This window comes from Actinacidiphila paucisporea (genome assembly GCF_900142575.1).
GTDB lineage: Bacteria > Actinomycetota > Actinomycetes > Streptomycetales > Streptomycetaceae > Actinacidiphila > Actinacidiphila paucisporea.
Genome location: NZ_FRBI01000002.1, coordinates 383,254 through 404,849 on the forward strand (window position 1 = coordinate 383,254; position 21,596 = coordinate 404,849).

At 73.1% G+C, this 21,596-nt stretch carries 18 protein-coding genes; 12 read left to right on the plus strand and 6 right to left on the minus strand.

What is annotated here, in order from left to right:
- Positions 1–6: 6 nt before the first annotated feature.
- Positions 7–624, plus strand: a complete 618-nt coding sequence (locus tag BUE44_RS04775; protein WP_073494022.1) for a winged helix-turn-helix domain-containing protein — start codon at positions 7–9, stop codon at positions 622–624.
- A complete protein-coding gene (locus BUE44_RS04780) occupies positions 621–1,883 on the plus strand; it encodes an MFS transporter (protein WP_073494025.1) in 1,263 nt (420 codons plus the stop codon). Before BUE44_RS04775 ends, BUE44_RS04780 begins: the two co-directional genes overlap by 4 nt.
- A gap of 130 nt (positions 1,884–2,013) precedes the next feature.
- Here BUE44_RS04780 and BUE44_RS04785 read toward each other — a convergent pair whose 3' ends face one another.
- Positions 2,014–2,253, minus strand: coding sequence for a hypothetical protein (locus BUE44_RS04785; RefSeq protein WP_073494027.1), 240 nt, complete (start codon positions 2,251–2,253; stop codon positions 2,014–2,016).
- A gap of 213 nt (positions 2,254–2,466) precedes the next feature.
- Between BUE44_RS04785 and holA the strand changes: the two genes are divergently transcribed.
- Positions 2,467–3,456, plus strand: a complete 990-nt coding sequence (gene holA / locus BUE44_RS04790; RefSeq protein WP_073494029.1) for a DNA polymerase III subunit delta — start codon at positions 2,467–2,469, stop codon at positions 3,454–3,456.
- 69 nt (positions 3,457–3,525) lie between these two features.
- Here holA and BUE44_RS04795 read toward each other — a convergent pair whose 3' ends face one another.
- Both BUE44_RS04795 and rpsT read right to left on the minus strand, forming a co-directional pair.
- Positions 3,526–4,425: a hypothetical protein gene (locus tag BUE44_RS04795; RefSeq protein WP_200804331.1), complete on the minus strand. Its 900-nt coding sequence runs from the start codon at positions 4,423–4,425 to the stop codon at positions 3,526–3,528.
- Positions 4,426–4,632: 207 nt separating this feature from the next.
- Positions 4,633–4,899 (minus strand): 30S ribosomal protein S20, encoded by a 267-nt coding sequence (gene rpsT / locus BUE44_RS04800; RefSeq protein WP_073494031.1) that lies wholly within the window; start codon positions 4,897–4,899, stop codon positions 4,633–4,635.
- A 245-nt stretch (positions 4,900–5,144) separates the two neighbouring features.
- Between rpsT and lepA the strand changes: the two genes are divergently transcribed.
- The 3 genes from lepA (at position 5,145) to hemW (ending at position 10,533) form a co-directional block, all read left to right on the plus strand.
- On the plus strand, positions 5,145–7,022 hold the full coding sequence (gene lepA / locus BUE44_RS04805) for a translation elongation factor 4 (protein ID WP_073494034.1): 1,878 nt from the start codon (positions 5,145–5,147) through the stop codon (positions 7,020–7,022).
- 153 nt (positions 7,023–7,175) lie between these two features.
- Positions 7,176–9,059, plus strand: coding sequence for an AMP-dependent synthetase/ligase (locus BUE44_RS04810; RefSeq protein ID WP_073494036.1), 1,884 nt, complete (start codon positions 7,176–7,178; stop codon positions 9,057–9,059).
- A 241-nt stretch (positions 9,060–9,300) separates the two neighbouring features.
- The gene (hemW, locus tag BUE44_RS04815) at positions 9,301–10,533 is read left to right on the plus strand and encodes a radical SAM family heme chaperone HemW (RefSeq protein WP_073494039.1); all 1,233 of its coding nucleotides are present in this window, start codon (positions 9,301–9,303) and stop codon (positions 10,531–10,533) included.
- A gap of 13 nt (positions 10,534–10,546) precedes the next feature.
- On the opposite strand, the gene BUE44_RS04820 is transcribed toward hemW, so the two are convergent.
- A complete protein-coding gene (locus BUE44_RS04820; protein WP_073494041.1) occupies positions 10,547–11,371 on the minus strand; it encodes a DUF3097 domain-containing protein in 825 nt (274 codons plus the stop codon).
- A gap of 75 nt (positions 11,372–11,446) precedes the next feature.
- On the minus strand, positions 11,447–12,118 hold the full coding sequence (locus tag BUE44_RS04825; RefSeq protein WP_079189490.1) for an MBL fold metallo-hydrolase: 672 nt from the start codon (positions 12,116–12,118) through the stop codon (positions 11,447–11,449).
- Positions 12,119–12,370: 252 nt separating this feature from the next.
- Here BUE44_RS04825 and hrcA point away from each other — a divergent pair, with 252 nt between their 5' ends.
- The 4 genes from hrcA to BUE44_RS04845 all read left to right on the plus strand — a co-directional run bounded on the left by hrcA (position 12,371) and on the right by BUE44_RS04845 (position 16,668).
- Complete coding sequence (gene hrcA / locus BUE44_RS04830; RefSeq protein ID WP_073494045.1) at positions 12,371–13,387, plus strand: heat-inducible transcriptional repressor HrcA; 1,017 nt, start codon at positions 12,371–12,373, stop codon at positions 13,385–13,387.
- Positions 13,388–14,521: a molecular chaperone DnaJ gene (gene dnaJ / locus BUE44_RS04835; protein ID WP_073494047.1), complete on the plus strand. Its 1,134-nt coding sequence runs from the start codon at positions 13,388–13,390 to the stop codon at positions 14,519–14,521.
- Between the two features lie 345 nt (positions 14,522–14,866).
- Positions 14,867–15,928, plus strand: a complete 1,062-nt coding sequence (locus BUE44_RS04840; RefSeq protein WP_073494050.1) for a nitronate monooxygenase — start codon at positions 14,867–14,869, stop codon at positions 15,926–15,928.
- On the plus strand, positions 15,925–16,668 hold the full coding sequence (locus BUE44_RS04845; RefSeq protein ID WP_073494052.1) for a 16S rRNA (uracil(1498)-N(3))-methyltransferase: 744 nt from the start codon (positions 15,925–15,927) through the stop codon (positions 16,666–16,668). The genes BUE44_RS04840 and BUE44_RS04845 overlap by 4 nt, the downstream gene beginning before the upstream one ends.
- Before the next feature lie 92 nt (positions 16,669–16,760).
- Here BUE44_RS04845 and BUE44_RS04850 read toward each other — a convergent pair whose 3' ends face one another.
- Positions 16,761–17,594 carry an alpha/beta fold hydrolase gene (locus BUE44_RS04850; protein ID WP_073494054.1) on the minus strand — a complete coding sequence of 278 codons (834 nt, stop codon included), beginning with the start codon at positions 17,592–17,594 and terminating at the stop codon, positions 16,761–16,763.
- Between the two features lie 227 nt (positions 17,595–17,821).
- Here BUE44_RS04850 and BUE44_RS04855 point away from each other — a divergent pair, with 227 nt between their 5' ends.
- Both BUE44_RS04855 and BUE44_RS04860 read left to right on the plus strand, forming a co-directional pair.
- Positions 17,822–18,187, plus strand: coding sequence for a hypothetical protein (locus BUE44_RS04855; protein ID WP_073494056.1), 366 nt, complete (start codon positions 17,822–17,824; stop codon positions 18,185–18,187).
- 19 nt (positions 18,188–18,206) lie between these two features.
- Complete coding sequence (locus BUE44_RS04860; protein WP_073494058.1) at positions 18,207–21,524, plus strand: S41 family peptidase; 3,318 nt, start codon at positions 18,207–18,209, stop codon at positions 21,522–21,524.
- Positions 21,525–21,596 lie beyond the last annotated feature (72 nt).

Below are 21,596 nucleotides of genomic sequence, written 5' to 3' on the forward strand. Positions count from 1 at the left end.
AGGTACATGACGGAGAAGCCATGGGATCACCAGGTAAGCCTCACCGACCCGCGCGCCCTGCGTGCGTACGCTCATCCCACCCGTATGAGCCTGGTCGGCCTGCTCCGGATGGAGGGGCCCTTCACCGCGACGCGGGCCGCCGAACTGACCGGCGAGTCCGTCGCGAGCTGCTCGTACCACCTGCGGATACTGGCCAAGTACGGCCTGGTCGAGGAGGCCGACCCGGGCGGCCCGGGCCGGGAGAAGCCGTGGCGGGCCACCGCCGCGTTCACGGAGTGGCCGAACTACTCACCGGACCCCGCGGTCGCCTCCGCGGCCGATGCGCTGAACGCTGCGGTCGCCGAGAACCAGTTCCACCGCCTGATGCGGGCCCTGGAGACCCGGCACAACCTGCCCGAGCAGTGGCAGCGCGCCGAGCGCCACACCGACGTGATGCTCTACCTCACGCCGGAGGAGCTGACCGCGCTGGGCGAGCGGTTCGACGCGATGGTCGAGGAGTTCGCCGACCGTGCCTACGACCCGGCGCTGCGGCCGGAGGGCGCCCGCCGCGTCGCCTACCTCCAGGTGGCCTACGTCGCCCCGGACCGGGCCGCGGACACCGAGCGGCCGGGGGAGGAGGCGTGAGCACGGCCACCGCGCTGCGCGGACTCGCCGACCGCACCCCCGCGCTGCTGCGCGAACGGCAGTTCCGCAGCTACTGGACCGGCCAGACGGTCTCGCTCTTCGGCGACGAGATCAGCTATCTCGCGGTCCCGCTGGCAGCCGTCTTCGTGCTGCACGTCGGACCCACCGCGATGGGCTGGCTGCGGTTCGCCGGGCTGCTGCCCGCGCTCCTGTTCTCGCTGCCCGCCGGGGCATGGGCGGACCGGCGCGGGCGCCGCAGGCAGACGATGATCGTCGCGGACCTGGCCCGCGCCGGGCTGATGGCCTCGCTGCCCCTCGGCTACGCGCTCGGGGTGCTCACCTTCGCCCAGATGTGCGTCGTCGTCTTCGCGGTCGGCACGCTCGCGGTCGTCTTCGACGTGTGCAATGCCGCGCTGTTCGTGTCGCTGGTCCCTCCTACGCAATACGTGGAGGGCAATTCGCTGACCAGCGGCAGCCGCGCCTTCTCCTTCGTGGCAGGGCCCAGCGCCGGCGGCCTGCTCGTCCAGGTGCTCGCCGCGCCCCTCGCCCTGCTCGCCGACGCCGGGTCCTATCTGGCGTCGGCCTGGCAGCTGGCCCGGATAGCCCCGGTCGAACCCCCCGCCGCCGAGCGCGGCAAGGGCCAGCTGACGGCGGGTCTGCGCTTCCTGGCCCGCTCCCCGCTGCTGTGGCCCATGCTCGCCTGCGTCGCGACCATCAGTTTCTTCACCTTCGCCTTCAGCACCCTGGTGGTCCTCTACGCGGTAGGCGAACTCGGCCTGAGCGCCGGGACACTGGGCGCGGTCATCGGCGCGGGTGCCTTCGGCAGCCTGCTGGGCGCCGTGGTCAGCGGCCGGATAATCCGCGCGATCGGTGTCGGCCCCGCGATCACGCTCGGCGCGCTGGCCTTCCCGGCGCCCCTCGTCCTCGTCCCGCTGGCAGGCGGGCCGACCCCGCTGGTCCTGAGCGCCTTCTTCTTCGCGGAGTTCGCCTCCGGCCTGGGTGTGATGCTGCTCGACATAGCCGCCGGCTCCCTCCAGGCCGCTGTCATCCCCGGCGTCCTGCGCTCCCGCGTGACCGGCGCCTTCCGCACCGTCAACTACGGCGTGCGCCCGCTCGGCGCCCTCACCGGCGGCTTCCTCGGCTCCACGATCGGCCTCCGCCCGGCGCTCTGGACGATCACCCTCGGCGGTACCCTCGGCGTCCTGTGGCTCCTCCCCTCCCGCCTGCTCCGCACCCGCGACCTCCCCACGCAGCAGTAGGCGCACTCCCAGGACCGCGGGTGCTCGGGACCGCTTGTCGCGGGTGCGGGGTCGCGCGGGCGTCGGCCGCCGCGGGCTTCGCGGTCCGCACCGCGGGCTTGCGCGCCTCGGGAAGAGGGACGCGACGGCGCTATTCCAGCCAGCCTTGGTGCGAGGCCGCGAGCGCGTCGAGCTCCGCGGTGTCCAGCCGGGCTCCGGGGTCCTCGATGACGACCAGCCACTGGGCGTCCTCCGCGTCGTCCTCGCCGGCGAGCGCGTCGCGTACCAGCCGGGGCTCTTCCGGGAGGGAGAAGCGTTCGGCGAGGTCGGCGGCGACCTCCTCCGCGGCATCGCGGTCGGGAAGCACCAGGACATGGCGTACGTCGGTCACCGGGACATTGTGCCGTGGGGGAGCGGGGGCATCACCTGACGGCCCACCCGCCGACCTCCTCGCCGATCTCCGCGAACCGGCCTCCGCGAACCGGCCTCCGCGAACCGGCCTCCGCGAACCGGCCTCCGCGAACCGGCCTCCTCCACAGGCCCGACCATGTGGCCGGACACCGAGGGGCCGGGATGTCACAGCGGCGTGGGATGCTGGGGCGCGATGGCAAGGAAGACCGCTCAAGACGACGACCCGCTCGCTGCGCTCACGCTGGCCGTGGGGCAGGAGGACCTGCTGCTCGACCGTGCCGTGCGGGAGGTGGTGGTGGCCGCGCGGGCGGTGGACGCGGACACCGATGTGCGGGACCTGACGCCCGAGGCGCTGCAGCCGGGGACGTTGGCCGAGCTGACCAGCCCGTCGCTCTTCGCCGAGCGCAAGGTCATCGTCGTGCGCAATGCGCAGGACCTGTCGGCCGATGCGGTCAAGGACCTCAAGGCGTATCTGACCGCGCCGTACGAGGAGATCACCCTGGTGCTGCTGCATGCCGGCGGCGCCAAGGGCAAGGCGCTGCTGGACGCGGCCCGCAAGGCGGGTGCGCGCGAGGTGGCGTGCCCGAAGATGACCAAGCCCGCCGACCGGCTGGCCTTCGTACGGAGCGAGTTCCGTACGCTCGGCAGGTCTGTGACGCCCGAGGCGGCGCAGGCGCTGGTCGACGCGATCGGCAGCGACCTGCGGGAGCTGGCCAGCGCGTGCGCGCAGCTGGTCGCGGACACCGAGGGCACGGTCGACGTGGCGGTGGTCGCCCGGTATTACACGGGACGTGCCGAGGCGACGGGCTTCGAGGTGGCCGACCTCGCGGTGACCGGGCGGACGGCCGAGGCGCTGGAGCGGCTGCGCTGGGCGCTGTCGGTCGGGCAGCCGCTGCCCGGTATCACCTTCGCGCTGGCCTCGGGTGTGCGCGCGATCGGCAAGCTCGCGTCGGCCCCGCGCGGCGCGAATCCAGGTCAGCTGGCCCGGGACCTCGGCATGCCGCCGTGGAAGATCGACCGGGTGCGGCAGCAGATCCGCGGCTGGAGCGCCGAGGGCGTCTCGGTCGCCCTGCGCGCGGTCGCGGAGGCCGACGCGGCCGTCAAGGGCGCCGCGGCCGACCCGGCCTACGCCCTGGAGAAGGCCGTGGTCACCATCGCCCAGGCCGCCCGCTCCCGCGCCTGACCGCCCCCGGAACGCACCCGCGGCTGACCGACCGGTCCGCCCCGGGGGGCGGCGCTCCGGACCCGGGGGCTACTTGAGCTTCGCCATGGTCGCCTTGGCGGCCGTCTTGACCCACGCCGTGGCCTGGTCCAGCGTGGCGACCTTGTCGGTGCCCTTGTCGAGCGTCGAGGCGTAGCCGTTCCACGACAGGGTGAAGGTCATCCATCCGTCGCGTACGGCGAGCACCGACTCGCGGCTGCCGCTCTCCTCACCGTCGGAGCCGGTGCTGACGGTGTCCTGCGTCACCAGGTACGCCTCGTCCCCGAAGCCGTCCACTGCCGTGACCTTGTACTGGTTCGTGGAGCCCGAGCCGTGGTCCTCGAAGCTCTTCCAGTGGTCGCCGAACTCCTCCGTCGGGTCTGACTTGCGGTGCAGGTCGGCCTCGATCGACACGTAGGCGTACGAGTACGAGGTGGTGTCCGAGGTGTCCTTGTCCAGGCTCTCGCTGCAGAACATCTGCACCAGGGTGGGCCGGTCGCTGGTGTACGAGGTCGGGTCCGCGTCGGGCTTCGGGTACTCGGTCTTGAAGGCGCTCAGGTCCGCGGTGTCGCACAGGTTCTTCTTGGACGAGTAGCCGCGCAGGTCGGCCTTGCCCGAGTCCTTGCCGAGCAGCAGCACCCCGCCGCCCCAGGCCATGGACGCCACGACGGCCCCGACGACCGCCCACAGCACCGCCTTGCCCACCCCGCCGCCGGAGCCGCCCGCGGGAAGGGCGCCGGGCTGCTGCGGGGGACCGTAGTAGGCCGGCTGCGGGGAGCCGTAGGGGCTCGGGGCCTGCGCGTACGGGTTGTGCTGCGGCGGCACCGGCGCACCGAAGCCGCCGGCCGGCGGCTGGCCGGGTATCTGCCCGGGCGGCGGTCCGGGCGGCCCGGACGGCTGGGGGTTCTGGTACGGATTTGAGCCCGGCTGGTCAGGCGGCGGCATCGACATACGGTGAGGATATCGACGCCGTACGTCAGAAGTACCGAGAAAAGAACCGCCCGCCCGGGAAACCCCGGACGGGCGGTGAAGCTGTGTCAGTGCGCCGCAGGCACGTGGCGAACGTCCGCGTGCGGCGCGGGTCTTGGGCGGTGCGGGTCCGGGCGGTAGAGGGGCCGCTGAGTCCGGTTGCCCGCCGTGCCGGCGGACCCTGGGTGATCAGCCCTGGAGCGCGGCGACCGACTGCGCGATGGCCGACTTCTTGTTGGCGGCCTGGTTCTTGTGGATGACGCCCTTGCTCACGGCCTTGTCGAGCTTCTTGGACGCGGTACGCGCGGCGGCCTCGGCCTTGGCGGCGTCGCCGGACGCGACGGCCTCACGGGTGCGGCGGACCGCGGTCTTGAGCTCGGACTTGACCGCCTTGTTGCGCAGCCGTGCCTTCTCGTTGGTCTTGTTGCGCTTGATCTGGGACTTGATGTTCGCCACGAAGGAGCCTTCTCAGGTTCGTTTACCGAAAGGATCAGCGCCCCGGGTCCGTGGTCCAGCGGGTGCGACCGACGGGGGTCACGAGGCACAGCGCTCCAGGTTACCAGCAGCGCCGGGCCGCTCCCAAACCGCACGGCGGCCGCCGGCCATGGGACCATGGAGGCTACGTATCGATCCGCCCAGCCAGCAGAGACCGAGTCCCGCGCCGAGCGCGGCGGTGAGCGTCTCGAGAAAATGGACCCTGCGTGCCCGCGACCCCTTCTTCCGTGCCGGCCCATGTGCCGCAGCCGAGCCGTACCGACCCGGCGCTGATCCGCAACTTCTGCATCATCGCGCACATCGACCACGGCAAGTCGACGCTCGCCGACCGGATGCTCCAGCTCACCGGGGTCGTCGACGCGCGGCAGATGCGCGCTCAGTACCTCGACCGGATGGACATCGAGCGTGAGCGCGGCATCACCATCAAGTCGCAGGCCGTCCGGCTGCCCTGGCAGCCCACCGACAGCGCCGGCGGCACGCACATCCTGAACATGATCGACACCCCGGGGCACGTCGACTTCACCTACGAGGTGTCCCGCTCGCTCGCCGCCTGCGAGGGCACCGTCCTGCTGGTGGACGCGGCGCAGGGCATCGAGGCGCAGACGCTGGCGAATCTCTATCTGGCGATGGAGAACGACCTCACCATCATCCCGGTGCTGAACAAGATCGACCTGCCCGCCGCCCAGCCGGAGAAGTTCTCCGAGGAGCTGGCCAACCTGATCGGCTGCGACCCCGCCGACGTGCTGCGGGTCTCGGCGAAGACCGGTGTCGGGGTGGACGCGCTGCTCAACCGGGTGGTCAGGGACGTCCCCGCCCCGGTCGGCGTCGCGGACGCGCCCGCCCGCGCGATGATCTTCGACTCGGTCTACGACTCCTACCGCGGCGTGGTCACCTACGTCAGGGTCATCGACGGGCAGCTCACCAAGCGCGAGCGGATCCGGATGATGTCCACCGGCGCCACCCACGAACTGCTGGAGATCGGCACGAACTCGCCGGAGATGCTGCCCGCCGACGGGCTCGGTGTCGGTGAGGTCGGCTATCTGATCACCGGCGTGAAGGACGTACGGCAGTCCAAGGTAGGTGACACCATCACCACCCAGAGCGCGGGCGCCACCGAGGCGCTGGGCGGCTACAAGGACCCCAGGCCGATGGTCTTCTCCGGCCTGTACCCGCTGGACGGATCCGACTACCCGGAGCTGCGCGAGGCCCTCGACAAGCTGCAGCTCAACGACGCGGCCCTGGTCTACGAGCCGGAGACGTCCGCGGCGCTCGGCTTCGGCTTCCGGGTCGGCTTCCTCGGCCTGCTGCACCTGGACGTGGTCCGCGAGCGGCTGGAGCGCGAGTTCGGCCTCGACCTGATCGCGACGGCGCCCAACGTCGTCTACCGGGTCCTCATGGAGGACGGCACTGAGCACGTCGTCACCAATCCGAGTGAATTTCCCGAGGGCAAGATCTCCGAGGTCTACGAGCCGGTGGTACGGGCCACGGTGCTGGCCCCGACCGAGTTCATCGGCGCGATCATGGAGCTGTGCCAGAACCGGCGCGGCTCGCTGCTCGGCATGGACTACCTGTCCGAGGACCGCGTCGAGATCCGCTACACGCTGCCGCTGGCCGAGATCGTCTTCGACTTCTTCGACAACCTCAAGTCCAAGACCCGCGGCTACGCGTCGCTGGACTACGAGCCCACCGGCGAGCAGAGCGCCGACCTGGTCAAGGTCGACATCCTGCTGCACGGCGACAAGGTGGACGCCTTCTCGGCGATCACCCACAAGGAGAAGGCGTACGCGTACGGCGTCCGGCTGGTCGCCAAGCTGCGCGAGCTGATCCCGCGGCAGAATTTCGAGGTGCCCATCCAGGCCGCCATCGGCGCCCGGGTGATCGCCCGCGAGACCGTGCGCGCCATCCGCAAGGACGTGCTCGCCAAGTGCTACGGCGGTGACATCTCGCGGAAGCGCAAGCTGCTGGAGAAGCAGAAGGAAGGCAAGAAGCGGATGAAGATGGTCGGCAGCGTGGAGGTCCCGCAGGAGGCCTTCATCGCGGTGCTGTCCACCGACTCCGACGGCGAGTCCAAGGCGAAGAAGTAGGGCTCCGGGCGCGAACCCCCAGGCGGCGGCCCGGGGGGAGCGCGCGACGCGCTGGGCTTCACCCTCTTACGCGTCGCGCGTCGGCCCTCTACTCTGATCCGACGGATAGGTTACTGGTGAGTTAAGAACGCCCGCGCGTGCCCGGAGGTTGCGGTGACCGATACACAGATGTTGCTAGAGAATCGGCCGCCCTCCGTGGCGACGCTCTTCCTGGACCGGGTGGCGGCCACGCCGGACGCGGAGGCCTACCGCTACCCGGTGCCGGCGGACAGCGGCGAGGGCCCCGACGACTGGAGGTCGCTCACCTGGGGCGAGTCCTCCCGCCGGGTGTTCGCGATCGCGGCAGGACTGATGGAACTGGGGGTACGCCCCGAGGAGCGCGTCGCCATCGCCTCCGACACCCGGGTCGAGTGGATCCTCGCCGACCTCGGCATCCTGTGCGCCGGCGCGGCCACCACCACGGTCTACCCGAGCACCAATGCCGAGGAGACCGCGTTCATCCTGGCCGACTCCGGCAGCCGCGTGCTGATCGCCGCGGACGCCGCCCAGCTCGCCAAGGCCAGGCAGCGCAGGGCCGAGCTGCCCGAGCTGGAGCATGTGGTCGTCATCGACCCCGAGGGCGCCCTCGACGAGGAGGGCGACGGCTGGGTGCTGTCGCTCGCCGAGCTGGAGAAGCGCGGCGAGGCCTATCTGGCCCAGCACCCGGCCGCCGTCACCGACGCGGTCGCGGCGATCACCAAGGACCAGCTCGCCACGCTGATCTACACCTCGGGCACCACGGGACGCCCCAAGGGCGTCCGCCTGCCGCACGACTGCTGGTCGTACATGGCGCGGGCCATCCAGGCGATCGACCTGCTCGAAGCCGAGGACGTGCAGTACCTGTGGCTGCCGCTGGCGCACGTCTTCGGCAAGGTGCTGACCGCCGGGCAGATCTCCGTCGGGCACATCACGGCTGTCGACGGCCGCGTCGACAAGATCATCGAGAACCTGCCGGTCGTCCAGCCGACGTACATGGCGGCGGTTCCGCGCATCTTCGAGAAGGTCTACAACGGCGTCGCGGGCCGCGCCCGCGCGGGCGGTGCCGCCAAATACCGGATCTTCCAGTGGGCCGCGGGCGTGGCCCGCGACTATGCCAAGGCCACGCAGAACAGCATGCGCCTCACGGGGACGCCCTCGGCGCCGATGGGGCTGCGCACCAAGCACGCGCTGGCCGACAAGCTCGTCTACTCCAAGCTGCGGGAGGCCTTCGGCGGCCGGCTGCGGGCCTGCGTGTCCGGCTCCGCCGCGCTCGCCCCGGACATCGGCTACTTCTTCGCCGGCGCCGGCATCCACATCCTGGAGGGCTACGGCCTCACCGAGTCCAGCGCCGCCAGCTTCGTCAACCCCGGTGAGAACTACCGGACCGGCACCGTCGGCAAGGCCCTGCCGGGCCTGGAGGTCCGCATTGCCGAGGACGGCGAGATCCTGCTGCGCGGCCCCGGCATCATGCAGGGTTACCACGGCCTGCCCGACAAGACCGCGGAGGTCCTCGAGCCGGACGGGTGGTTCCACACCGGGGACATCGGGGAACTGTCCCCCGACGGCTTCCTGAAGATCACCGACCGCAAGAAGGACCTCATCAAGACCTCGGGCGGCAAGTACATCGCCCCCGCGGAGGTCGAGGGGCAGTTCAAGGCGGTGTGCCCCTTCGTCAGCAACGTGCTGGTCGTCGGTGGCGGGCGCAACTTCTGCACGGCGCTGCTCGCCCTCGACGAGCCCACCATCCTCGGCTGGGCGGCCGAGCACGGCCTCGACGGCCGGCCGTATGCCGAGGTCGTCGCCACCGACGAGGTCCGCGAGCTCATCGACGGCTACGTCCAGCGCCTCAACGAGGGCCTTCAGCGCTGGCAGCAGATCCGCCGGTTCCGCATCCTGCCCCGCGACCTCGACATCGAGCACGGCGACCTCACGCCGAGCCTGAAACTCAAGCGACCCGTCGTGGAGCGGGAATTCGCCCCGCTGATCGAGGAGATGTACGCCGGCTCCCGCGAGGCCTGACGCTTCCCACCCCCAGGGGTGCACCCCCTGGGGCAGGGTGCCCCTGCGGTGGCGTTGCCCGCCTGCGGCCCGGTGGGGGCTGGTCGCGCAGTTCACCGCGCCCCTTTCGGCCTGCGTCCTCCTGCGCCCGGCGTTCGCGCCTGGTTTCTGAGGGGCGCGGGGAACTGCGCGACAAGCCCCCACGCAGCGGCACTGCGGAGTCCGTGACAGCACCCCGCAGGGAGTGGCGGATACTGGGGGTATGCCATCCGTACTGCCCGACGGCGAAGCCGTGCCCCAGGACGGCGCCCTGCCGCCGCAGGCGCTGGCCGGCGCCGCCCGGCGGCCGCTCGGCTTCTACCTGCACGTGCCCTACTGCGCCACCCGCTGCGGCTACTGCGACTTCAACACCTACACCGCGAGCGAGCTGCGCGGCTCCGGCGGCGCGCTGGCGTCCCGCGACAACTACGCCGACGTCCTGATCGACGAGATCCGGCTGGCCAGGAAGGTGCTCGGGGACGACCCGCGGCAGGCCGCGACGGTCTTCGTCGGCGGCGGCACCCCGACCCTGCTGCCCGCCGCCGACCTGGTGCGGATGCTCGGTGCGATCCGGGACGAATTCGGGCTCGCCGCGGACGCGGAGATCACCACGGAGGCCAACCCGGAGTCCGTCGACCCGGCGTATCTGGCCGAGCTGCGGGACGGCGGCTTCACCCGGATGTCCTTCGGCATGCAGAGCGCGCGGCAGCACGTCCTGAAGATCCTGGACCGCACCCATACCCCGGGGCGCCCTGAGGCATGCGTCGCGGAAGCGCGTGCAGCGGGCTTCGAGCACGTCAACCTCGACCTGATCTACGGCACCCCCGGTGAGTCCGACGACGACTGGCGCGCCTCGCTCGACGCGGCAATAGGCGCAGGGCCCGACCACGTGTCGGCCTACGCGCTGATCGTGGAGGAGGGTACGCAGCTGGCCCGCCGCATCCGCCGCGGCGAGGTGCCGATGACGGACGACGACGAGCACGCCGACCGCTACCTCATCGCCGACGAGCGGCTCGCCGCGGCCGGCTTCGGCTGGTACGAGGTCTCCAACTGGGCCACCACCGAGGCGGCCAGGTGCCGCCACAACGAGCTGTACTGGACCGGCGCCGACTGGTGGGGCGCCGGACCCGGCGCGCACAGCCACGTCGGCGGGGTGCGGTGGTGGAACGTGAAGCACCCCGGCGCCTATGCGCAGGCCCTCGCCGAGTCCCGCACCCCCGGAGCGGGGCGCGAGGTCCTGGCCGCGGAGGACCGCAGGGTCGAGCGCATCCTGCTGGAGCTGCGGCTGTCGGCGGGCTGCCCGCTGGACCTGCTGACCGAGGCGGGTGCGAAGGCCGCGGCCCGCGCGGTCGGCGACGGCCTGCTGGAGCCCGACGCACACGCGGCCGGGCGCGCCGTGCTCACCCGGCGCGGGCGGCTGCTGGCCGACGCCGTGGTGCGCGACCTCACGGACTGACGGCCGCGCCCGCTCAGGGCGCCGTCACGAAGTCGATCAGGTGCTCCACCGAGCCCAGCAGCTCGGGTTGCAGGTCCTTGTACGTCCGCACCGACGCCAGGATGCGCTGCCAGGCCTCGCCCGTGGACATGTCCCAGCCCAGCGCCCGGCACACCCCCGTCTTCCAGTCCTCGCCGCGCGGCACCCGCGGCCACGCGCGGATGCCCACCGAGGCGGGCTTCACCGCCTCCCACACGTCGATGTACGGGTGCCCGACGACCAGCACGTCCTCGCCGCTCACCGACGCGGCGATACGCGACTCCTTGGAGCCGGGCACCAGGTGGTCGACCAGCACGCCGAGCCGGGCGTCCGGGGCCGGGGCGAAGCCGGCCACGATCGCCGGCAGGTCGTCGACACCCTCCAGGTACTCCACGACCACGCCCTCGACCCGCAGGTCGTGGCCCCACACCCGTTCGACCAGCTCCGCGTCGTGCCGCCCCTCGACGTAGATCCGCCCGGCCCGCGCCACCCTCGCTTTCGCGCCCTGCACCGCGACCGACCCCGACGCGGACAGCAGCGGCCCCCGCGGCGCGGGCACGGCCTGCGGGCGTACCAGCGTGACCGTCCGGCCATCGAGCAGGAAGCCGCGGGGCGTCATCGGGAAGACCCGGTGCCTGCCGAACCTGTCCTCCAGCGTGACCGTGAGCCCCTCCGCGGTCTTCTCGCAGCGCACGACCGCCCCGCAGAAGCCCGTCGTGGCCTCCTCGACCACCAGGTCGACCTCCGCCGCCACCTCGGGCGCCGGGCCGCTCTTCTTCCACGGCGGGGTCAGGTCCGGGTCGTAACTCCTGCTGCGCATGGGGGTGATCGTAGCCAGCCGCCCCTCGCGGAGCCCAGGAAACGCGGCGGAGCAGTCCCCGCGGGTCTCAGGGGGCTACGACACGGTCCCGAAGCGCTCCGCCAGCGCGTCCCGCTGCGCCCGCAGGAAGCGCGCGTCGACCACGGCGCCGTGTCCGGGCACGTAGCGGCCTGTCTCGCCGCCGAGGGCGAGCAGCGCGTCCACGGTGGCGGGCCAGTGCGCCGGGTCCGCGTCGCCGCCCGCCTGCGGCTCGCCGGACTCCTCGACCAGGTCGCCGCAGAAGACCACCGTCGGGTCGCTCGGGGTGGCGCCCGGCACGACCACCACGAGGTCGTGGTCGGTGTGCCCGGTGCCCGGGTGCACCAGCCGCACCTGCCGCTCGCCCAGGTCGACGTCCACCTCCCCGGCCACCTGCCGGGTCGGCAGCACCAGCTCCCGCTCCGCCCGCTCGGCCTCGGCGGAGTCCGTGCCGTACCTGACCGCGGTCTCCCGCAGCGCCTCCCGCTCCCGGCGCAGATAGCCGTCGAGGGCGCGCTCGCCGTAGACCTCGGCGCCCGGGAAGGCGGCGGTGCCGAAGACATGGTCGAAGTGGCCGTGGGTGAGCACGATGTGCGTGACCGCCCGCCCGGTCAGCGCCTCGACCTGGCCGCGCAGCTCCTCGCCCTCCCGCAGGGTCGAGGCCGTGTCCACCAGCAGGACGCCGCCGGAGCCGACCACGAGGCCGATCGTCACGTCGAGATGGGGCATCCTGCGTCGGGCGACGCCGGGAGCCAGCTGCTCCCAGACAGAACCGCCCGTATCCGGACTCTCCGTGCTCTCCACCGATTCCACGGGGGTGACGCTATCCCCGACGGGGCGCCGCCCGGCGCCGCCGCCCCGTACCCGGTGTGCCGCACCCTTGCCGAGCCCTTGCCGCCTCGCCGTACACTTGCTGCGGGAAAGCTGGCACTCGAAACGGCGGAGTGCCAGGCCAGGAACGTCACGGCTGGAGGTGCGCGAATGCTGAGCGAACGCAGACTCGAAGTCCTGCGTGCCATCGTCCAGGACTACGTCGGCACCGAGGAGCCGGTCGGTTCCAAGGCGCTCACCGAACGTCACTCCCTCGGCGTGTCCCCGGCCACCGTGCGCAACGACATGGCCGTACTCGAGGACGAGGGCTACATCGCCCAGCCGCACACCAGCGCGGGGCGTATCCCCACCGACAAGGGCTACCGGCTCTTCGTGGACAAGATGGCCGGCGTCAAGCCGCTGTCGTCCGCCGAGCGCCGGGCGATCCAGAACTTCCTGGACGGCGCCGTCGACCTCGACGACGTCGTCGCCAGGACGGTACGGCTGCTCGCCCAGCTCACCCGGCAGGTCGCCGTCGTGCAGTACCCGTCGCTGACCCGGTCCTCGGTGCGCCACGTGGAGCTGCTGGCACTCGCTCCCGCCCGCATCATGCTGGTGCTGATCACCGACACCGGACGGGTCGAGCAGCGGCTCATCGACTGCCAGGCCCCGGTCGGCGAGACAGTCCTCGCCGACCTGCGCGCCCGGCTCAACAGCCGGGTCGTCGGCCGCCGCTTCGCCGACGTGCCGCCGCTGGTCCAGGACCTGCCGGAGAGCTTCGACCCCGACGACCGACCCGCGGTCGCCGGAGTGCTCGCCACCCTGCTGGAGACGCTGGTGGAGCAGACGGAAGAGCGCATCATGCTGGGCGGCGCGGCGAACCTCACCAGGTTCAACCACGACTTCCCCCTGACGATCCGACCGGTCCTCGAAGCGCTGGAGGAGCAGATGGTCCTCCTGAAACTGCTCGGCGAGGCCACGGACTCGGCCATGACCGTGCGGATCGGGCATGAGAATTTTCACGAGGGCCTGAACTCCACCTCGGTGGTGGCCGTCGGCTACGGTTCGGGCGACGAGGCAGTCGCCAAACTCGGCGTGGTCGGACCGACCCGCATGGACTACCCCGGAACGATGGGAGCGGTACGCGCAGTGGCACGTTACGTCGGACAGATCCTGGCGGAGTCGTAAGTGGCCACGGACTACTACGCCGTCTTGGGCGTACGCCGCGACGCAGGTCCGGACGAGATCAAGAAGGCATTCCGCCGTCTCGCCCGGGAACTGCACCCTGACGTCAATCCCGACCCCAAGACGCAGGAGCGGTTCAAGGAGATCAACGCCGCCTACGAGGTGCTCTCCGACCCGCAGAAGAAGCAGGTCTACGACCTCGGCGGCGACCCGCTGTCCGCCGCGGGCGGTGGCGCGGGCGCCGGCTTCGGCCAGGGCTTCGGGAATTTCAGCGACATCATGGACGCCTTCTTCGGGCAGTCGCAGCAGCGCGGACCGCGCTCGCGCACCCGGCGCGGGCAGGACGCGATGATCCGGCTGGAGATCGACCTCGAAGAGGCCGCCTTCGGCACCACCAAGGACATCCAGGTCGACACCGCGGTCACCTGCGGCACGTGCAACGGCGAAGGGGCCGCGCCCGGCACCGCCGCGCAGACCTGCGACATGTGCCGCGGCCGCGGCGAGGTGTCCCAGGTCACCCGGTCCTTCCTCGGCCAGGTCATGACATCGAGGCCCTGCCCCCAGTGCCAGGGCTTCGGCACGGTCGTGCCCACGCCGTGCCCGGAGTGCGCCGGCGACGGGCGCGTGCGGTCCCGCCGCACGCTGACCGTCAAGATCCCCGCGGGCGTCGACAACGGCACCCGCATCCAGCTCGCCGGCGAGGGCGAGGTCGGCCCCGGCGGCGGCCCCGCGGGCGACCTCTACGTCGAGATCCGCGAGGTCCCGCACCAGGTCTTCCAGCGCCGCGGCGACGACCTGCACTGCACCGTCACCATCCCGATGACGGCCGCCGCGCTCGGCACGAAGTGCCCGCTGGAGACGCTCGACGGCCTGGAGGAGATCGACATCCGGCCGGGCACGCAGTCCGGCCAGTCGATCCCCCTCCACCAGCGCGGCATCACCCACCTGCGCGGCGGGGGCCGCGGCGACCTCGTCGTCCACGTCGAGGTCGTGACCCCGCACAAGCTCGACGCGGACCAGGAGGACCTTGTCCGCCGCCTCGCCAAACTCCGCGGTGAAGAACGCCCGACGGGGCAGTTCGCCCCGGGCCAGCAGGGCCTCTTCTCGCGCCTGAAGGACGCCTTCAACGGCCGCTGACCCGCGGCCGTGCTCCCTCCCCGCCCCCCGCTCGGCGGCGCCCCCTCCGTGCAGGGCGGCGGCACCCTCCAGGCCCCCTGTGCGCAGGGCGGCGCCCTCCAGGGGCGCGGGGAACTGCGCGCTGAGCCGGTCACCGGCCGGTGGCCCGGTCCGGACCGAACAGCCCCTTCGGGTCGGTGACGACCCGCGCCCCGGTGCAGGGTCGGGCGCGCAGTTCCCCGCGCCCCTGAGGGGCGTCCGCCGTCGCAGCAGTGGGGCCGGCGCCGCGGCAGCGGCGGGATCGGGGGCCGCGGCCCGGCGGGGGCGGGCTGAGCCCGCGTGGCGAGCGCATGGCAGGCTAGGCGCATGTCCGCGCCCAGTCTGACGTCCTTCTCGGCGTATCCGATCGTGCAGGCCCCGATGGCCGGCGGCGCAGCCAACCCGCGGCTGGCGACGGCGGTCGCGGCGGCCGGTGGGCTGGGGTTCCTGGCCGCCGGGTACAAGACACCGGAGGCGATGTACGAGGAGATCCGGCAGCTCCGCGACCAGAGCACGCACCCTTTCGGGGTGAATCTGTTCATGCCGCAGCCCCGGGCCACCGACCCGTCCGCCGTGGCGGTGTACGCCGAGCAACTGGCCGGCGAGGAGGCCTGGTACGGGACGCCGCTCGGCGACCCGGAGGCCGGCGCGGACGACGCGTACGACGCCAAGGTCGCGATCCTGCTGGAAGACCCCGTGCCGATGGTGAGCTTCACCTTCGGCTGCCCGTCGCAGAAGGTGCTGGAAGCCTTCCGCAAGGCGGGTACGTACACGGTGGTCACCGCGACCTCGGTGCCTGAGGCGCTGGCCGCGCAATGGGCCGGCGCCGACGCGGTGTGCGTGCAGGGCGTGGAGGCCGGCGGCCACCAGGGCACGCACCGGGACGACCCGCAGCTCGACAACGCCGGCACCGGCCTGCTCGCGCTGCTGCCGCAGGTGCGCGAGCAGGTCGGCCTGCCGCTGATCGCGGCGGGCGGGCTCATGCGCGGCGGGCAGATCGCCGCGGTGCTCGCGGCGGGCGCGGACGCCGCGCAGCTCGGCACGGCCTTCCTGGTCTGCCCCGAGTCCGGCGCGGACCCGCTGCACAAGCGGGCGCTCACCGACCCGGTCTTCACCCGTACCGAGCTGACCCGGGCCTTCTCCGGGAGGCCGGCCCGTACGCTGGTCAACCGCTTCGTGCGCGAGCACGGCCCGTACGCGCCGCCCGGCTATCCGCAGGTCCACCACCTGACGGCGCCGCTGCGCAAGGCCGCCGCCGCCGGGGGCGACCCGCAGGGCATGGCGCTGTGGGCGGGGCAGGGGCACCGGCTGGCCCGCGAGGTCTCCGCGGGGCGCCTGATGGAACTGCTCATCGAGGAACTGCACGCGGCAAGGGAGGCCGGCGCATGACGGCCCCGGTCTTCCTGGTCGAGCCCGCGGCGCTGGACGGCTCGCCGTCCCTGGTCACCCTGGACGGCCCCGAGGGGCGCCACGCGGTGTCCGTACGGCGGCTGCAGCCCGGCGAGGAGGTCGTCCTGACGGACGGGGCCGGGCGGGGCGCGTACGGCGTCGTGGCGGCCGCCCGCGGCAAGGACGAGCTGGACGTGGACGTCCACGGTGTGAGGGAGGAGGACGAGCCCTCCCCGAGGATCACCGTCGTGCAGGCGCTGCCCAAGGGCGACCGCGGCGAACTCGCCGTCGAGACGATGACCGAGGCCGGGGTCGACGCCATCGTGCCGTGGGCGGCGGGGCGGTGCGTCACGCAGTGGCGGGGGGAGCGGGGTGCCAAATCCCTGGCGAAGTGGCGCGCCACCGCGCGGGAGGCGGCCAAGCAGGCGCGGCGCCTGCGGTTCCCCTCGGTCGGCGAGCTGATGACGACGCGTCAGGTCGCGCATCTCCTCGGCGCCGCGGATTTCGCCGGCGTCCTGCACGAGGAGGGCGCCGCGGCGCTGGCCGCGGCCGCGCTGCCCGCTTCCGGGTCCCTCGTCCTGGTCGTCGGGCCCGAGGGCGGTGTGGCCCCCGAGGAGCTCGCGGCCTTCGCCGACGCGGGCGCCGGCGCCTACCGTCTCGGACCGACGGTCCTGCGCACCTCCACCGCGGGCGTCGCGGCCGCCGCCCTCCTCCTCACCCGCACCGGCCGCTGGTCCTGACCTCACCACCGGCCACCGCGCCGGGAAAGCCCGCTCGCGCACCGCGGCCGGGTAAGCCCGCTCGCGCACCGCGGCCGGATAGGGGGCCGCGGCTATTCCGCCAGGAATTGGGTGAAGGCCGAGTTCAGCTCGTGCGGGTGGGTCCAGCCGATGTTGTGGGGGCCCGCTTCGATCTCCACGAAGCGGCAGTCCCTGAGCAGCGCCGGCAGCCGCCGGCCGGTCGAGGCGATGGGAAGGATGCGGTCCTCCGTCCCCTGCACCACGAGCGTGGGTACGTCATTGCGCGGGAGGTCGCGGCGGAAATCGGTGAGCCATGCGGACACGCAGGTCAGCGTGGCGATGGGCGACGCGCCGACCGCGACGTTCCACTGCGCCTGCCAGGCCTGCTCGCTGATGCGCGCGCCGCCCAGCTTGTCGACGTTGTTGAAGTCGTCGAGGAAGGCCTTCAGGAAGGCGGGGCGGTCGGCGACGATCGCCTCCTTGATGCCGTCGAAGACGGACTGCTCGACGCCGTCGGGGTTGTCGTCGGTGCGGAGCAGGAAGGGCGGTACGGGTCCGAAGAGCGCGGCCTTGGCGACCCGGTCGGAGCCGTAGCTGCCGAGGTAGCGGGTGACCTCGCCGCTGCCCATGGAGAAGCCGGCCAGGACCGCGTCGCGCAGGTCGAGGCCGTCCATCAGGGCCTTCAGGTCGGCTGCGAAGGTGTCGTAGTCGTAGCCGGCGGAGGGCCGGCTCGACCTGCCGAAGCCGCGGCGGTCGTAGGTGATCACGCGGTGTCCGGCCTTGAGCAGGACGGGGATCTGGCGTTCCCAGGAGGCCCCGTCGAGGGGGAAGCCGTGGATCAGGACGACGGGCTGCCCTTCGCCGTGGTCCTCGTAGTACAGCTCGACCGTGGTCGAGTTCTCGCTGCCGACGGTGATGCGGCCCATGTGTGCCTCCGTACGAAAAGGCCGGCAAGGTCCCTTCCACCGGAACCCGCGGCCGCGGTGATCGCATCTCGTGCGGACCACTGGGTGAGACACCGCACCAGCCCGTGGGACGGGCTGCTAGCCGACGCGGCGGCGTCCCGTAAGGGTGCGAATCGGCCGTGTGGGGGATGGACCGGCGGGCGGGTCCGCAGGACCGTGGGGGGATGGGGAAATCCAGGAGGAATCGGGTGGTCGGGGCACTGCTGGCGGCCGCGGCCGCGACGGTGGCGGTGGCCGGGTGCGACCCGGCGGACGGACTCGGCAGCAGCGCGGTGTCCACGACGACGGACCAGCTGGCCACGCACGCGCTGAAGGCGGACGGCGTCAAGGTGCAGTGGCTCTCGTGCAGCGCCTCGACGGGCAGGAAGCAGGCGTCGGTGGACTGCGTGGGGCGTACGGACGACCGGCAGAAGATCTCGGTGAAGGGCAAGGTGACCGAGCAGCTGGACAACACCTGTGTGCGCGGCCGTCTGACCGCGACCGTCGGCACCCGCCAGGTCTTCGACGTCCAGGGGCTCGGGAACTGCGGAAAGCGGACTCCGGCCACGAGTTGATCGAAGTTAGGGTGGCCTGGTGACGCACCCGACACCGAAGCAGCCGAGCGCGAACCGCCAGGCGCCGCAGCCCTCGTATCTCAGGCACCCGCACCCGCACGGCGACGTGATCGCCTTCACCGCCGAGGACGACGTGTGGGTCGCGCCGCTGGACGGCGGCCGGGCCTGGCGGGTCAGCGCCGACAACATGCCGGTCGGGCGGCCGCGGGTCGCGCCCGGCGGCGACGTGGTCGCGTGGACGTCGACCAGGGACGGGGCGCCCGAGGTGCATGTGGCGCCGCTGGACGGCGGCCCGTCGCGGCGGCTGACGTACTGGGGCGACGGGCGTACCGCGGTGCGTGCCTGGACGCCGGACGGCGCGCTGGTGGCGACCACCGGCCACGGCGCGGTGTCCGCGCGCCGCCCCTGGGCGCGTACGGTCCCGCTGGACGGCGGGCAGGGGGCCAGGCTGCCCTACGGCCCGGTCGGCGACCTGGCGTACGGTCCCGGCGGCGCGGTGCTGCTGGTGTCGGTGCCGATGGGGCGCGAGGCGGCGTACTGGAAGCGCTACCGCGGCGGCACCACGGGCAAGCTGTGGCTCGACGCGGACGGCAGCGGCGAGTTCGACCGGGTGCACACCGGCCTGGACGGCAATCTGGAGTGCCCCATGTGGGTCGGCGACCGGATCGCCTTCCTGTCCGACCACGAGGGCGCCGGCGCGCTCTACTCCAGCCTTCCCGACGGTACGGACCTGCGCCGGCACAGCGGTCTCGACGGTTTCTACGCCCGGCAGGCGGGTACGGACGGCGTCCGGGTGGCCTGGACCTCGGGCGGGCGGCTGTTCCTGCTGGACGACCTGGTGGACGCCGAGCCGCGCCCGCTGGAGATCGCCCTCGGCGGCCAGCGCGCCGACCTCCAGCCGCACCCCGTGCGCGCCGCCCACCACCTCGGGGACGCCCGGCCCGACCACACCGGGCGGGGCAGCGCGGTGGAGATCCGCGGCACCACGCACTGGGTCACCCACCGCGGCGGCCCGGCCCGCGCGCTGGCCGCGCAGCCCGGGGTGCGCACCCGGCTGCCGCGGGTCTTCGCGCCCGGCGGCTCGGACGGCGAGCAGCACGTGGTGTGGGTGACCGACGCGGACGGCGGCGAGGACGCGCTGGAGCTGGCCCCCGCGGTCGGCGTGCCGGCCGGCGCCGCGCCGCGGCGGATGGCGGCCGGGCGGCTCGGCAGGGTGCTGGAGATGGAGGTCTCGCCGGACGGGCACCGCATCGCGGTCGCCTCCCACGACGGCCGGGTGCTGCTGGTGGAGACGCAGACCGGTGAGGTCCGCGAGGTCGCCGCGAGCGACGCGGGTGACGCCACCGGGCTGGCCTTCTCGCCGGACTCCGCGTGGCTGGCCTGGTCGGCGCCGGGCCCCGGCAGCCTGCGGCAGCTGAAGCTGGCCGCCACCGCCGACCTCGCGGTCATCGACGCGACCCCGCTGCGTTTCAACGACTACGCGCCGGCCTTCACCGCCGACGGCCGCCATCTGGCGTTCCTGTCCGAGCGGGCCTTCGACCCGGTCTACGACGCGCACGTCTTCGACCTGTCCTTCGCCAACGCCGGCCGCCCCTACCTGATCACCCTGGCCGCGACGACCCCGTCGCCGTTCGGCCCGCAGCGGCACGGCAGGCCGTACGAGCCGGACGACGACGAGCAGGACGGCGGCGGGAAGGGCGAGGACGACAGGAACCGCGACAAGGGCGACGGCGACGCGAAGGGCGAGGGCCCGCGTACCCCCGCCACCCGGGTCGACGCCGAGGGGCTGGCCGACCGGATCGTGCCCTTCCCGGTCGAGGCGGGCCGCTACTCGGGGCTGCGCGCGGCCAAGGGGGGCGTGCTGTGGCTGCGCCACCCGCTGGTCGGCACGCTCGGCTCGGCCCTTGCCACGCCCGAGGCGCAGCCGCCCGGCACCCTGCTCGAACGCTACGACCTGGTGCAGCTGCGCAAGGAGGAGCTGGCCGAGGACGCCGACGACTTCGCGGTCACCGGCGACGGCACGAAGGTGCTGCTGACCGACGGCAGCCGGCTGCGGGTGGTGCCCGCCGACAGCAAGGCCGACGCGGACGACGAGTCCGGCAGCTCGGTCACCGTGGACCTGTCGCGGATCCGGCTGACCGTGCGGCCGCAGGACGAGTGGCGGCAGATGTTCGCCGAGACCCACCGGCTGGCCAGGGACAACTTCTGGCGGGCCGACATGGGCGGCGTCGACTGGGACGGCGTCGCCGAGCGCTACCGCCCGCTGCTCGACCGGATCGCCACCCACGACGACCTGGTCGACCTGCTGTGGGAGCTGCACGGCGAGCTGGGCACCTCGCACGCCTACGTGGTGCCGCCCGGCGGCTACCGCGACCCGCTGCACCGGCAGGGCCTGCTCGGCGCGGACCTGTCGCGCACCGGCGACGGGCGCTGGCGGGTCGACCGGGTGCTGCCCGGCGAGTCCTCCGACCCGCAGGCCCGCTCGCCGCTGTCGGCGCCGGGTGTGGCCGTACGCGCCGGGGACGTGCTGCTGGCCGTCGACGGGCGTCCGGTGGACCCGGTGACGGGCCCCGGGCCGCTGCTGGTGGGCACCGCGGGCAAGCCGGTCGAGCTGTCGGTGGCCGCCGAGTCGGGCGGCCCCGTCCGGCACGTGGTGGCGGTGCCGCTCGACGACGAGGAGGCGCTGCGCTACCACGACTGGGTCGCGGGGCGCCGCGCCCACGTGCACGAGGTGTCCGGCGGGCGGCTGGGCTATCTGCACGTGCCCGACATGGTCGGCAGCGGCTGGGCGCAGCTGCACCGCGACCTGCGGGTCGAGGTGGCGCGCGAGGGCCTGGTGGTGGACCTGCGGGAGAACCGCGGCGGCCACACCTCGCAGCTGGTGGTCGAGAAGCTGGCCCGCCGGATCGTCGGCTGGGACCTGCCGCGCGGCGGTCACCCGGTCAGCTACCCGCAGGACGCCCCGCGCGGCCCGGTCGTCGCCGTGGCCGACGAGCTGTCCGGCTCCGACGGCGACGTGGTCAACGCGGCGATCCGCGCACTGGGCATCGGCCCGGTCGTCGGCACCCGCACCTGGGGCGGCGTGATCGGCATCGACAGCCGCTACCAGCTGGTCGACGGCACCGCGGTCACCCAGCCCAAGTACGCCTTCTGGCTGGAGGGCTACGGCTGGGAGGTGGAGAACCACGGCGTCGACCCGGACGTGGAAGTGGTCTGCGCCCCCCAGCAATGGGCCGCGGGGGAGGACCCCCAGCTGGACACGGCCGTCTCCCTGGCGCTGACCGCCCTGGAGACCTCACCCGCCAAGACGCCACCGGCCCTGCCGCCGCTGCCGTAGGTCCGAGGCGCGCCCGCGCCCCTGCGGGGGTGCGGGCGGCCGGCCGGTAGCATGCGAAGCCCCGTACGCCCC